The 13626-nt window shown below is 66.5% G+C and carries 9 protein-coding genes; all 9 read left to right on the top strand.

All coding sequences use genetic code 11. From position 1 onward, the window contains the following. Positions 1-11: 11 nt before the first annotated feature. Positions 12-2408 (top strand): 3-hydroxyacyl-CoA dehydrogenase/enoyl-CoA hydratase family protein, encoded by a 2397-nt coding sequence (locus ACMV5O_RS14055; protein ID WP_273422479.1) that lies wholly within the window; start codon positions 12-14, stop codon positions 2406-2408. 22 nt (positions 2409-2430) lie between these two features. Beyond that, positions 2431-3627 carry an acetyl-CoA C-acyltransferase gene (locus ACMV5O_RS14050; protein ID WP_374266738.1) on the top strand — a complete coding sequence of 399 codons (1197 nt, stop codon included), beginning with the start codon at positions 2431-2433 and terminating at the stop codon, positions 3625-3627. A 26-nt stretch (positions 3628-3653) separates the two neighbouring features. Continuing rightward, on the top strand, positions 3654-5450 hold the full coding sequence (locus ACMV5O_RS14045) for an acyl-CoA dehydrogenase (RefSeq protein ID WP_416164038.1): 1797 nt from the start codon (positions 3654-3656) through the stop codon (positions 5448-5450). A gap of 281 nt (positions 5451-5731) precedes the next feature. Next, positions 5732-7702, top strand: coding sequence for a DUF1302 domain-containing protein (locus ACMV5O_RS14040; protein ID WP_416164037.1), 1971 nt, complete (start codon positions 5732-5734; stop codon positions 7700-7702). A gap of 221 nt (positions 7703-7923) precedes the next feature. Further along, entirely contained in the window at positions 7924-8673 is a 750-nt protein-coding gene (locus tag ACMV5O_RS14035; RefSeq protein ID WP_416164036.1) for an electron transfer flavoprotein subunit beta/FixA family protein, read from the top strand. 2 nt (positions 8674-8675) lie between these two features. After that, positions 8676-9611: an electron transfer flavoprotein subunit alpha/FixB family protein gene (locus ACMV5O_RS14030; RefSeq protein WP_416164035.1), complete on the top strand. Its 936-nt coding sequence runs from the start codon at positions 8676-8678 to the stop codon at positions 9609-9611. 171 nt (positions 9612-9782) lie between these two features. Then, positions 9783-11417, top strand: coding sequence for an electron transfer flavoprotein-ubiquinone oxidoreductase (locus ACMV5O_RS14025; RefSeq protein WP_416164034.1), 1635 nt, complete (start codon positions 9783-9785; stop codon positions 11415-11417). Between the two features lie 49 nt (positions 11418-11466). Continuing rightward, positions 11467-12894, top strand: coding sequence for an NAD(P)/FAD-dependent oxidoreductase (locus tag ACMV5O_RS14020; protein WP_416164033.1), 1428 nt, complete (start codon positions 11467-11469; stop codon positions 12892-12894). Between the two features lie 75 nt (positions 12895-12969). Next, positions 12970-13326 carry a hypothetical protein gene (locus ACMV5O_RS14015; RefSeq protein WP_276659074.1) on the top strand — a complete coding sequence of 119 codons (357 nt, stop codon included), beginning with the start codon at positions 12970-12972 and terminating at the stop codon, positions 13324-13326. The last annotated feature ends 300 nt before the right edge of the window (positions 13327-13626 follow it).

The following is a 13626-nucleotide window of genomic DNA, read 5'->3' as shown; positions in this document are numbered from 1 at the left end:
GAGTCAATCGCGTGAACAGACTGCATATCAAGAAAGCCGCCGTACTCGGCGCCGGGGTCATGGGTGCGCAGATCGCGGCGCATCTCGCCAATGCCGGCGTGCCGGTCGTCCTCTTCGACCTGCCCGCGAAGGAAGGCGACAAGAACGGCATCGTCAGGAAGGCCATCGACGGGCTGAAGAAGCTCGAACCGGCGCCGCTGGCGAACAAGGCGGCGCTGAAGCTGATCTCGGCCGCCAACTACGATGAGCATCTGGCCGAGTTGGCCGGCTGCGAGCTGATCATCGAGGCGATCGCCGAGCGCATGGACTGGAAGAACGACCTGTACGGCAAGATCGTGCCGCACATTTCGGCCAATGCCATCATCGCCTCCAACACCTCCGGACTGTCGATCGACGCGCTGTCGCAGGCGCTGCCGGCCGATGTTCGTCCGCGCTTCTGCGGCATCCACTTCTTCAACCCGCCGCGCTACATGCGCCTGGTCGAGATCATCGCCACCCGCACGACCGATGCGGGCACGCTCGATGCGCTCGAGACCTGGCTGACCTCGCGCCTCGGCAAGGGTGTGATCCGCGCCCTCGACACGCCCAACTTCGTCGCCAACCGTATCGGCGTGCTCTCGATCCTGGCGGTGATGCATCACACCCAGCGCTTCGAGCTTGGTTTCGATGTGGTCGACGCCCTGACCGGGCCGAAGATCGGCCGCCCGAAGAGCGCCACCTACCGCACCGCGGACGTCGTCGGCCTGGATACGCTGGCCCACGTCGTGCGCAACATGCACGGCACGCTGCCCGACGATCCATGGCATGCGCATTTCAAGGTGCCGGCCTGGCTGGAACAGCTTATCGCGCAGGGGGCTCTGGGTCAGAAGACCAAGGGCGGCATCTACCGCAAGGTCGGCAAGGAAGTCCACGTGCTGGACCTTGGCCTGCAGGATTTCCGCCCCTCGAGCGGCGAACTCAGCGCCGAGGTGGCGGGCATCCTCAAGGACAGGAACCCGGCCAGCCGCTTCGCCGCACTGCGTGCCTCGAAGGACCCGCAGGCGAAGTTCCTGTGGGCGATCTTCCGCGACGTTTTCCACTATGCCGCCGTGCAGCTCGAATCCATCGCCGACAATGCCCGCGATCTGGATCTCGCGATGCGCTGGGGTTTTGGTTGGACGCAGGGGCCGTTCGAGATCTGGCAATCCGCCGGCTGGGCGGACATCGCCCGGGCGATCGCCGCCGACATCGCCGCCGGCGAGACGATGAGCGATACGCCGCTGCCCGCCTGGGTGCTGGAAGATCGTGAGGGTGTGCACACGCCGCAGGGCTCGTGGTCGCCGCGCCGTAAGGCCTATGTGCCGCGTTCCGCGCTGCCGGTGTACCAGCGCCAGCTCTTCCAGGAAGCCGTCCTCGGCGACGGTTCGTTGGCGCCCGAGCAGTCCGGCGAGACCCTGTTCGAGAACGACGGTGTCCGTCTGTGGCGTTTGCCGGCGGTCGACGCCGGCATCGGCATCCTCTCCTTCAAGTCCAAGATGCACGCCATCGGCAGCGAAGTGGTCGATGGGGTGGTGGCAGCGGTGCGCCAGGCCGAGCAGAGCCTGTCCGGCCTGGTCATCTGGCACCAGCCGCCGTTCGCCGTCGGCGCCAACCTGGCCCAGGTGGCCGAGGGGTGCGCGGCCGGCGATTTTGCGCAGCTCGACCGCTATGTCGCCGCCTTCCAGCAGGCCGGTCAGGCGCTGAAGTATGCGGCGGTGCCGGTGGTGGCGGCGGTGCAGGGCATGGCGCTGGGCGGCGGCTGCGAGTTCGCCATGCAGGCAACGCGCCGCGTGGTGGCGCTGGAGAGCTACATGGGCCTGGTCGAAGCGGGCGTCGGCCTGATCCCGGCCGGCGGCGGCTGCAAGGAGTTCGCGCTGCAGGCGGCGGAATGGGCGGGGCGGACCGCGACCCCGGCCGAGCTGATGGCCTTCCTGCAACCGGTGTTCATGAACATCGCCACGGCCAAGGTCTCGAAGAGCGCCGCGGAGGCGGTGGGCTACGGCTTCGCCCGCGCGACCGATACCGTGCTGTTCCATCCCGACGAGCTGCTCTACGTGGCGATCCGCGAAGCCCGTGCGCTGGCCGAATCCGGCTATGCGCCCCCCGCCACGGCGCGTGCCGTGCCGGTGGCCGGGCGCGGCGGCATCGCGACCCTGGAGATGACGCTGGTCAACATGCGTGACGGCGGCATGATCTCCGCGTACGACTACCAGGTCGCCCGTGCCGCGGCGGTTGCGCTGTGCGGTGGTGAAGTCGATAGCGGCAGTCTGGTCGATGAGGCCTGGCTGCTCACGGTCGAGCGCCGCCTGTTCGTCGAGCTGCTGAAGAACCCCCAAACCCAGGCCCGGATCCAGCACATGCTCGAGACCGGCAAGCCGCTCCGCAACTGATCCGGCCCAGGAGAACACCATAATGAGCAAACAGATTCAGGAAGCCTACATCGTCGCCGCAACCCGCCTGCCGGTGGGCAAGCGCAACGGCATGTTCAGGAATGCGCGGCCGGACGACATGCTGGCCCACGCCATCCGCGCCGTGGTCGCGCAGGCGCCCGGCGTCGACCCGACCCGCATCGGCGACGTCATCGTCGGCTGCGCCATCCCCGAAGCCGAGCAGGGCATGAACGTGGCCCGCATCGGTGCGCTGCTCGCCGGTCTGCCGAATACCGTCCCGGGCATCACCATCAACCGCTTCTGCTCCTCCGGACTGCAGGCCGTCGCCGACGCCGCCAATCAGATCCGTCTCGGCCTGGCCGACGTGATGATCGCCGCCGGTACGGAGTCGATGACCGCGATGTCCAACATCATGGGCAACAAGGTGGCGGCCAACCCCGCCTGGTTCTCCGATGAAAACATCGGCATTGCCTACGGCATGGGCCTGACCGCCGAGAAGGTGGCGCAGCAGTGGGGCATCGGCCGCGAGGCGCAGGATGCCTTTGCCGAGGCGTCCCACCGCAAGGCCTGCGCCGCGATCGCTGCCGGGCATTTCAAGGCCGAGACCTCGCCCTTCACCGTGCGTGACTACAAGCCCGATCTGGCCAGCGGCGAAATCCGCCAGCGCGACCGCACGCCGACCGACGACGAGGGCGCACGCCCGGACATCTCCGTCGAGAAGCTCGCCAGGCTGCGCCCGGTCTTCCACGCCAGGGGCTCGGTCACCGCGGGCAACGCCTCGCAGATGTCCGATGGCGCCGGCGCCGTGATGCTGGTCTCGGAGAAGGTCCTGAAGGAACACAACCTGACCCCGCTCGCCCGCTTTGCCGGCTTTGCCGTCGGCGGGGTGGCGCCGGAGATTATGGGCGTCGGTCCGATCGTCGCGATCCCCAAGGTGCTGCAGCAAGCCGGCATCCGCAAGGAAGACCTGGACTGGATCGAGCTGAACGAAGCCTTTGCAGCGCAGGCGCTCGCCGTAGTCAAGGAGCTCGACCTCGACCCGTCGAAGATCAACCCGCTGGGCGGCGCGATCGCGCTCGGCCACCCGCTCGGTGCCACCGGCGCCATCCGCACGGCGACGCTGCTGCACGGCATGCGCCGTACCGGCGGCAAGTACGGGATGGTCAGCATGTGCATCGGCACGGGCATGGGTGCCGCCGGCATCTTCGAAAGCATCTGAACGAACAGATCGAAAGAGAGAACACCATGAGTGATTACATCGCCCCCGTGAAGGACATGCGCTTCGTGATGGACGAGATCGTCGGTCTCGACGCCATCGCCGCGCTTCCCGGCTACGAAGAAGCCACGCCCGACATGGCGGACGCCATCCTCGAGGAGGCGGCCAAGTTCGCCAGCGGCGTGCTGGCCCCGCTCAACTGGATCGGCGACACGCAGGGCTGCAAGCTCGGGCCTGACGGCGTCGTCACCGCCGACGGATGGAAGGAAGCCTACAAGGCCTTCTGCGACGCCGGCTGGAACGGCCTGGCCTCGCCGACGGCGTACGGCGGGCAGGGCCTGCCGGAAGCCATCGGCATCGCGGTCAAGGAGATGGCCTCGTCCGCCAACCTGTCCTTCTCGCTCGGTCCGCTGCTGACCGGTGGCGCCGTGGCTGCGCTGCTGACCTGCGCCAGCGACGAACTCAAGGCCATCTACCTGGAGAAGATGATCTCCGGAGAATGGACCGGCACGATGAACCTGACGGAGCCGAATGCGGGTTCCGATCTGGCCCTGATCCGCAGCCGCGCCGAGCCGCAGGCTGACGGCAGCTACCGCGTCTTCGGCCAGAAGATCTTCATCACCTATGGCGACCACGACATGACGGACAACATCGTCCATCTCGTTCTCGCCCGCCTGCCGGACGCCCCGGCGGGCGTGAAGGGCATCTCGCTCTTCCTGGTGCCGAAGTTCCTGGCCAATGCCGACGGTTCGCTCGGCGAGCGCAACGATGCCTACTGCGTGTCGATCGAGCACAAGCTCGGCATCCACGCCAGCCCGACCTGCGTCATGGCCTTCGGTGACAAGGGCGGCGCCGTCGGCTATCTGCTGGGCGAGGCGAACCGCGGCCTCGAGTACATGTTCATCATGATGAACGAAGCCCGCATGGGCGTCGGCCTGCAGGGGGTCGCCCTCGGCGAGCGCGCCTACCAGCAGGCGCTCGGCTACGCCCGTGAACGCAAGCAGGGGCGGGACGCCGTGACCGGCGAAGCGCTGGTCACGATCGACAAGCATCCGGACGTGCGCCGCATGCTGATGCTGATGAAGTCGCGCGTCGAAGCCTGCCGCGCCGTCACCTACTTCACCGCCGGGCTGCTCGACCGTGCGCACGCCGGCACCGACCCGGAGCAGAAGAAGCGCGACCTGTTCCTGGCCGAACTGCTGATTCCCGTGGTCAAGGGCGGTGGCACGGAGATGGCGGTCGAGGTCACTTCGCTCGGCATCCAGGTGCACGGCGGCATGGGCTTCATCGAGGAGACCGGCGCCGCGCAGCACTGGCGCGATTCGCGCATCACGACGATCTACGAAGGCACCACCGGCATCCAGGCCAACGACCTGATCTTCCGCAAGCTGATGCGCGACCAGGGCGCCACCGTCAAAGTCGTCTTCTCCGAGGTGCAGGGCACGGCCGACGCGCTGCTGGCCTCCGGCCGGCCCGAACTGCGTGCCATCGGCGCGCAACTGCTGGGCGCGAAGCAGGCCTGGTTCGACGCCACGGAGTGGGTACTGGGCAATGTCAGGTCGGACGTTTCGGCCGTGCTGACCGCGGCCCTTCCCTACCTCAACCTTGCCGTCCTCGTCTGCGGCGGCTGGATGATGGGCAAGGCGGCCTTGGCTGCGGCCAACCACCTGGACAGCGAAGCCGGCGACCAGCGGTTCTATCGCAGCAAGATCGCCACTGCCGGCTTCTACGCGGACCAACTGCTGGCGCAGGCCGGGGCCTGGAGCAAGGTGGCGATGGCGGGCGACGCAGCAATCCGCGGCTTTGGCGACGTGCTGTTCGAATGAGACAGAGCCCGCCCGCGAGGTAACGGGCCGGTTTCAACCAGCGGAGCTCCCTTTCTCCCTCTGTTGGCGATTTACCCATCCGGCGCGTGTGCCGGATGGGGTCTTTTTCTGCGCGGCGGATCCCGGAAACCCCAACCCCAACCCCAACCCCAACCCCAACCCCATCCCCATCCCCATGCCCCTGAACGGGGGCGCGCGGGCTGTCGAATCGACGCTCGCAGTACAAGAAAACCGCAGAACAACACCGCCAATTCAGGCGATATCGACCAAAGGAGCAAGACGTGAAGGACACTTTCATCGACAAGGCCCCCGATCGAACCAGGTGCCATGCCTATCCCCCTGCTGATCGAGTCCCTGCTGCGCGAGCGACAAGTGCCGTTGCGCAAGGGGCGGCGCGGGCGAGCACGACGACCGCAAGCGGCGTTTGCGGCCAGTGGCGCGCATCGTCGATTCGCATCCTGGGGACGGCCGTGCTTGCACATACGTGCCTCATGGGTACGGTACAGGGGGCCGAGCTGACCGCCGGAGGGCCCGGCGTCGCGAAGCCGAAGGAATTCCAGTTCGGCGAGGTGACGGTACAAACCAAGGGGACGATGACCTACGGCACCATCCTCCGTGCGGATCACCGTGATCCCGAGCTGGTTCCGAACGGCAACGGCGTTGCAGTGGGCGTCAACGGGACGGCAAGGGGCGGCACCAACAATGACGACGGTCAAGTGAACTACGGGCGTGGCGACCAGACCTCGACCGTGCTCAAGGCCGTGCTCGATGCCGACCTGAAGTACAGGAACCTGGGGATGTTCGTGCGCCTCAAGGCCTGGCACGACTTCGCCCTGGAAGATGACAGCGTCCCGCACGGCAATGTGGCCAACGGCTACGCGCCCGACAAACCCCTCAGCGACACGGGCTTCAGTCGTCTCGGACGATTCTCGGGGGCCGACTTGAGGGCCAACGTCTACGGCAGCTTCGACCTGGACGGCAAATCCCTGTTCACCCGGATCGGCTATCAGACCATCGACTGGGGCTCCCCGGGTACGATTCTGGGCGGTCTGGAGCAGATCAACCCCATCGACAATCCCGCGCGCCTGCGCGCCGGCGCGGTTCCCGAGGAGACCCGGATTCCGATTCCGGCGGCCTTCGCCAGGCTGAGCCTGAACAAGAACACCAATGTCGAGGCGTTCTACCAGTTCGGCTTCCGACCCAATGAACTGCCGGGCTGCGGCACCTTCGGTGCCTTTGTCGACTACGCGACTGCGGGCTGCAACCAGGTGTTCGTCGCGCCTGTGACGGTCAGCGATGCACAAGCCGAGGATCTTGGGCTGGTCGTCAAGCGCGGGGCGGACGGGGATCCTTCGGACGGCGGCCAATATGGCGTCGGCGTGACCTATCTTGCCGAGAACCTGGGGCAGTTCGGCGCCTATTTCGCCAACTATCACAGCCGCCGGCTCGCGGTCAGCGTGATCAAGTCGTCAGGGGTCCCCCCGTTCATTCCGGGCGACCCCAACGGCGAGAATGTCCAGTACTTCGTTGAATATCCGGAAGACGTGAAGGTCTGGGGGCTGAACTTCAAGACGCGTCTGCCTGACCAGACCAGGGTCTTCGCCGAATATGCCTACCGTCCCAACCAGACCATCCAACTGGCGACCGGGGATTTGCTCTCGGCATTCGTGTCGAACACCGCCCCGAGCCTGCTCCGGGCCGATGCGGCGGCGACGCCGGCGGGCGGCGTCTATCACGGCTACGACCGCCTCAAGATGAGCCAGTTCAGCGCCGGTGCGTCCAAGCCGTTCGGCAAGGTGCTGGGCGGCGACTTCACCCTGGCGGGCGAAGTCGGCGTCAAGTACATCCACGACCTGCCGGACGTGAGCGAGCGGCGCTACGTTCGCTCCGATCTCTACGGGCAGGGTCCGGTCAACGGCGTGTGCTTGCCTGGCGCGTCGGCTGCGCAGTGCAGCAACGACGGCTACGCCTCGGCGCTGTCCTGGGGCTACCGCCTGAGGGCGTCTTCCATATATGGCAACGTCTTCGATGGTGTGGATCTCAAGCCGTCCATCACCTTTGGCCATGACGTGAAGGGCTGGTCCTACGACTCGCTGTTCATCGAGGGCCGGCGTCTGGCGATCGTTGCGTTGCAGGCGGACGTGAACAAACGGTTCTTCGTCGAGGCATCCTGGACGCCGATCTGGGGCGGTCGGTACAACTTCGCGAAGGATCGGGATTTCTTCGCCCTCGCCGTTGGCGCGACCTTCTGAAGACCGGGACATCCGGCAGCTCGCTCAACCCCTTCCGATTGCAAGCCGCACAGCTTGGGAAGGGGGCGGCTGCCGGGTCCGATGCAGCCGGTGCCGGCAGGTTTGCAAACGACGAACGCGGGGCACGGGATCGAGCAACTCGACTCCGTGGGCATCGCATGCATGGCGAAACAACACGCCATAGAGGCGCCAGTCGGCGCCAATAACAAGGAGGATGACTCATGAAGATTCTGGTCCCAGTCAAACGCGTTGTGGATTACAACGTCAAGGTTCGCGTCAAGGCCGATGGCAGCGGCGTCGATCTGGCGAACGTCAAGATGTCGATGAACCCCTTCGACGAGATCGCGGTGGAAGAGGCCGTGCGGCTGAAGGAAGCCGACGTGATCACCGAAGTCGTGGCCGTGAGTTGCGGCGTGGGCGCCTGCCAGGAGACGCTGCGTGCGGCGCTGGCGATCGGTGCCGACCGCGCCATCCTGGTCGAGACCGACGTCGAGCTGCAGCCGCTGGCCGTGGCCAAGCTGCTCAAGGCCGTGTGCGACAAGGAACAGCCGAACCTGGTGATCTGCGGCAAGCAGGCGATCGACGACGACGCCAACCAGACCGGCCAGATGCTGGCCGCGCTGGCCGGCTGGCCGCAGGCGACCTTCGCCTCGAAGGTGGCGCTGGCCGATGGCAAGGCGCAGGTCACGCGCGAGATCGACGGCGGCCTCGAGACCCTGTCGGTGGGCCTGCCGGCGGTGATCACCACCGACCTGCGCCTGAACGAGCCGCGCTACGCCACGCTGCCCAACATCATGAAGGCCAAGAAGAAGCCGCTCGACACCGTCAAGCCGGCCGATCTGGGCGTCGATGTGGCCCCGCGCCTGGCGACCCTGAAAGTGTCCGAGCCGCCCAAGCGCAGCGCCGGCGAGCGCGTGGCCGACGTGGCCCAACTGGTCGACAAACTCAAGAACGTTGCGAAGGTGATCTGAACATGGCCATTCTCGTTATTGCTGAACACGACAATCAATCGCTGAAGGCCTCGACGCTGAACACCGTGGCCGCCGCTGCCAGGCTCGGTGGCGATGTGCACATGCTGGTGGCCGGTGCCGGCTGCGCCGGTGTGGCCGAAGCCGCCGCCAAGGTGGCCGGTGTGGCCAAGGTGCTGGTGTGCGACGCTGCTCATTACGAAGCCCAGACCGCCGAGAACGTGGCCGAGCTGGTGAAGGGCCTGGCCGCCGGCTATAGCCACGTGCTCGCCCCGGCGACCCCGGCTGGCAAGAACATGCTGCCGCGCGTCGCCGCGCTGCTCGACGTGGCGCAGATCAGCGACATCGTCGCGGTCGAGGCCGCGGACACCTTCGTGCGCCCGATCTACGCCGGCAACGCGCTCGCCACCGTGAAGAGCGCCGATGCGGTCAAGGTCATCACCGTGCGCACCACGGCCTTCGACGTCGCGGCCGCCGACGGTAACGCCGCCGCCATCGAGGCGGTCGCCGCCGCTGCCGACCTGGGCGTGACCGCGCTCGTGAGCCGCGAGATCGTCAAGAGCGCGCGTCCCGAACTCGGTGCCGCCAAGATCATCGTCTCCGGCGGCCGCGGCCTGGGCAGCGGCGACGCCTACCACCAGTTGCTCGAGCCGCTCGCCGACAAGCTCGGTGCCGCGCTCGGCGCCAGCCGCGCCGCGGTCGATGCGGGCTACGTGCCCAACGACTACCAGGTCGGCCAGACCGGCAAGATCGTCGCCCCGCAGCTCTACATCGCGGTCGGCATCTCGGGCGCGATCCAGCATCTTGCGGGCATGAAGGATTCCAAGGTGATCGTGGCGATCAACAAGGATCCGGAAGCGCCGATCTTCCAGGTGGCCGACTATGGTCTCGTGGGCGATCTGTTCCAGGTGGTGCCGGAGCTGACATCCATCCTTGCCTGATCGGACGCCGCGTTCTCGCTTCCAGCGGGTTCGACAGATCTCGTCTTCCTGCCCGCTGAGCGCTCGAACCGTTCCGGCTCGGGAACGCACTGCTTCCCGAGCCGTTTTGTTGACCTCGTATTGCGGGTCATGATCGCCCAGGTCAGGACCCTGCCAAAGGAGTATCGAACCATGCGCGAATCGATGGAATTCGATGTGCTGATCGTCGGCGGCGGCCCTGCGGGGCTGTCGGCGGCGATCAAGCTCAAGCAACTGGCCGCCGAGAAGGGCCAGGAACTCTCGGTCTGCCTGATCGAGAAGGCCGCCGAGATCGGCGCCCACATCCTGTCGGGGGCCGTCATGGACCCGCAGGCGCTGACCGAACTCTTCCCCGACTGGAAGGAACGCGGCGCACCGCTCAACACCGCGGTCACCGAGGACCGCGTGCTGTTCCTCTCCGAGACCGGCGCCCGCCAGGCCCCCAACGGCCTGCTGCCCGACTGCTTCGTTAACCACGGCAACTACATCGTGCGCCTGGGCAACGTCGTGAAGTGGCTCGGCGAGCAGGCCGAGGCGCTGGGCGTGGAGGTCTATCCGGGCTTTGCCGGTGCCGAAATCCTGTTCGACGAGGCGGGCGCGGTGAAGGGCGTCGCCACCGGCGACATGGGGCTCAATCGTGACGGCACACCCGGCCCGCACCACCAGCCGGGCATGGAGCTGCACGCCAAATACACGCTGTTCGCCGAGGGCTGTCGTGGCCACCTCGGCAAGCAGCTCGAGGCGAAGTTCAATCTGCGCGACGGCGCCGACCCCCAGACCTACGGCATCGGCATCAAGGAGCTGTGGGAGGTGAAGCCCCAGCAGCATCAGCCGGGCTTGGTGGTGCACACCGCCGGCTGGCCGATGGACAAGGCCACCTATGGCGGCGGCTTCGTCTATCACCTCGAGGACAACCTGGTGGCGGTGGGCTTCGTGGTCGGGCTCAACTACGCCAACCCGCATCTGTCGCCCTTCGAGGAGATGCAGCGCTACAAGACCCACCCCGAGATCCGCAAGTACCTGGAAGGCGGCAAGCGCCTGCAGTACGGCGCCCGCGCGATCGCCGCCGGCGGCCTGCAGAGCCTGCCCAGGCTGGTGTTCCCGGGCGGCGGCCTTATCGGTGACGACGCCGGCTTCCTCAACGCCGCGCGCATCAAGGGCAGCCACGCCGCGATCAAGTCCGGCATGCTCGCCGCCGAAGCCGCGTTCGAGGCCTTGGCCGCAGAGCGCCAGCGCGACACGCTCGAGGCCTATCCGGCCGCCTTCCAGGCCTCCTGGCTGCACGCCGAGCTGCACAAGACGCGCAACTTCAAGCCCTACATGAAGAAGGGTTTGTGGGTCGGCTCGCTGCTGTTCGGCATCGACCAGGTGCTGTTCAAGGGCAAGGTGCCGTGGACGCTGCACAACACCTCGGACCACGACCAGCTCAAGCCGGCGGCCGCGTGCGGGAAGATCAATTATCCGAAGCCGGACGGCGTGCTCACCTTCGATCGCCTCTCGTCGGTGTTCCTGTCCAACACCAACCACGAGGAAGAGCAGCCCTGCCATCTGCAGCTCAAAGACGCCTCGGTGCCGATCGCGATCAACCTGGCGAAATACGACGCCCCCGAGCAGCGGTACTGCCCGGCCGGGGTGTACGAGATCGTTCAGGCCGAAGCCGGCCCACGCCTGCAGATCAACGCGCAGAACTGCGTGCACTGCAAGACCTGCGACATCAAGGACCCGACCCAGAACATCAACTGGGTGGTCCCGCAGGGCGGCGAAGGGCCGATCTACCAAGGGATGTGAGCGCCGGCTCCCTCACTGCGCCTGCACCCGCCCACAGGATGATGAACGGATGAATCAAAGCACCACCAGCACCCCGCACCGCATCGTCATCGTCGGTGGTGGTGCGGGCGGATTCGAGCTCGCCACCCGCCTGGGCGACACGCTCGGCCGTCGTGGCAAGGCCGAGATCACCCTCATCGAGCGCAAGCACAGCCACGTCTGGAAGCCCAAGCTGCATGAGATCGCCGCCGGCAGCATGGACTTTGGCGACCACGAGGTCGGCTACCTCGCGCATGCCCACCGGCATGGCTTTCGCTTTCGCATCGGCGAGATGACCGGCATCGACCGCATCACGCGCGAAGTCCACGTCGCCCCCTTCACCGACCGCAAGGGCGGCGAACTGACGCCGGCGCGCTCCTTCCCCTACGACACGCTGGTCATCGCCGTGGGCAGCCAGAGCAACGACTTCGGCACCCCCGGAGTGCGGGAGCACGCGCTCAAGCTCGAGACCGCGGCCGACGCGCGCCGTTTTCATACACGCATGGTGCATGCCTGCGTGCGCGCACAGGCGCAGCAGACGCAACTGCGCCCGGAACAGCTCAAGGTGGCGATCATCGGCGCCGGCGCCACCGGGGTCGAGCTGTCGGCCGAGCTGCACCACACGATGCGCCAGGTCGTGGCCTACGGCCTCGATCGCGTCGACGCCAAGCGCGACATCAAGGTGGTGCTGATCGAGGCTGGCCCGCGCGTACTGCCCGCCCTGCCCGAGCGCCTGTCACGCTCGACCGAGCGCCTGCTGCGCAAGCTCGGCGTCGAAGTGCATACCGGCGCCAAGGTCGCCGAAGTGCTGGCCGACGGCGTGCGCCTGGCCGACGGCTCGGTACTGCCGGCAGAGCTGACCGTGTGGGCGGCCGGCGTCAAGGCCGCGGAATTCCTCACCCGCCTCGACGGCCTGGAGACCAATCGCCTCAACCAGTTGCTGGTGCGCCAGACCTTGCAGACGACCCTCGATGCAGACATCTTCGCCATCGGCGACTGCGCCGCCTGCCCCTGGCCGGAGAAGAACGGCTTCGTCCCGCCACGCGCCCAGGTGGCCCACCAGCAAGCCTCGCACCTGTTCAAGCAGATCCGCCGCCGCCTCGACGGCAAGCCGCTGCAGGACTACCACTACCGCGATCTCGGCTCGCTCGTCTCGCTCGGCAAGTTCAGCACCGTCGGCAACATGATGGGCGGCCTGGTGCGCGGCGACCTGTTCATCGCAGGCTGGTACGCCAAGCCGATGTATACCTCGCTTTACAAGATGCACGAGCTCGCCCTGCACGGCTGGGCCAAGGTGATCCTGGATCACCTTCGCGCGCACGCTGACGCGGCGCACGGAACCGCAGGTGAAGCTGCACTGAGGGGCATCCGAACCAGGCGATCCATCCACCTGGCGCTAGGTGCCGAAACACCCTTTTGCCCGCGCTCGTTTCCGAGTGTTGCCGAATTGCCGTATTGAATCCGACTCCTGTATAAACCGGCCACGGATCGCGAAAGGCTCCCTGCCTGCCTGCCTGCCTGAACCCGACCCGACATGACCTTTCTTCTGGCCACCTCTATCTTCTCGAAAAGGATCGCTCGCGCGCTGGCGAGAGTGTTGGTTGGGCTGCTGATGCTCTCGCATGCCCTGTTCGCATTCTCGAGCGCAACATCCCTGTCGCGCGCACCCTTGCGTGCGACTACACACGCGCATACTGGGGCGGCCACGGATCAAAACGATCATGGTCATAGCGATGATGACTTCGAGGACGAGGGCAGCCCCCACCAGCACGGTCACAACCCGGCTGATCACAGCCACGACAAGCCGAACGTACCACCCACGCACGCGATGGGCGTTCCGCCGCTGTCCAATCAGCCTAAATCCGGCAGTTACCTCACCACGTTTGCATGATCAGGCAGCAAACAAAGGGGGGTAACTGCCGGATTTAGGTTCACAGCTCCGCAACGCTGCCTTTCGGGGTGACAGCTTCACTCGGAAAGCTGTCTTCGGGCCATTGAGGTGCTGGACGTCTCTTGTGGGTCGGAATGCGACTGACATCTCTTCGAGTTCATCCCCGAAAAGCGGTCGTTGATTTTTCACTTCTCGGAACCAGCCGTTCGTCGCCGAGTTCTGCCGACCCGGAGCCGCCTGATGACATTCTCAAGCGCGACGTCAGCATGCAGGTCGTCAAGCTGCCGCCCATGTGGACTT

The organism is Thauera sp. WH-1, assembly GCF_047806685.1.
In the GTDB taxonomy this organism is placed as follows: domain Bacteria; phylum Pseudomonadota; class Gammaproteobacteria; order Burkholderiales; family Rhodocyclaceae; genus Thauera.
This window is presented reverse-complemented; position numbering and strand designations above follow the sequence as displayed.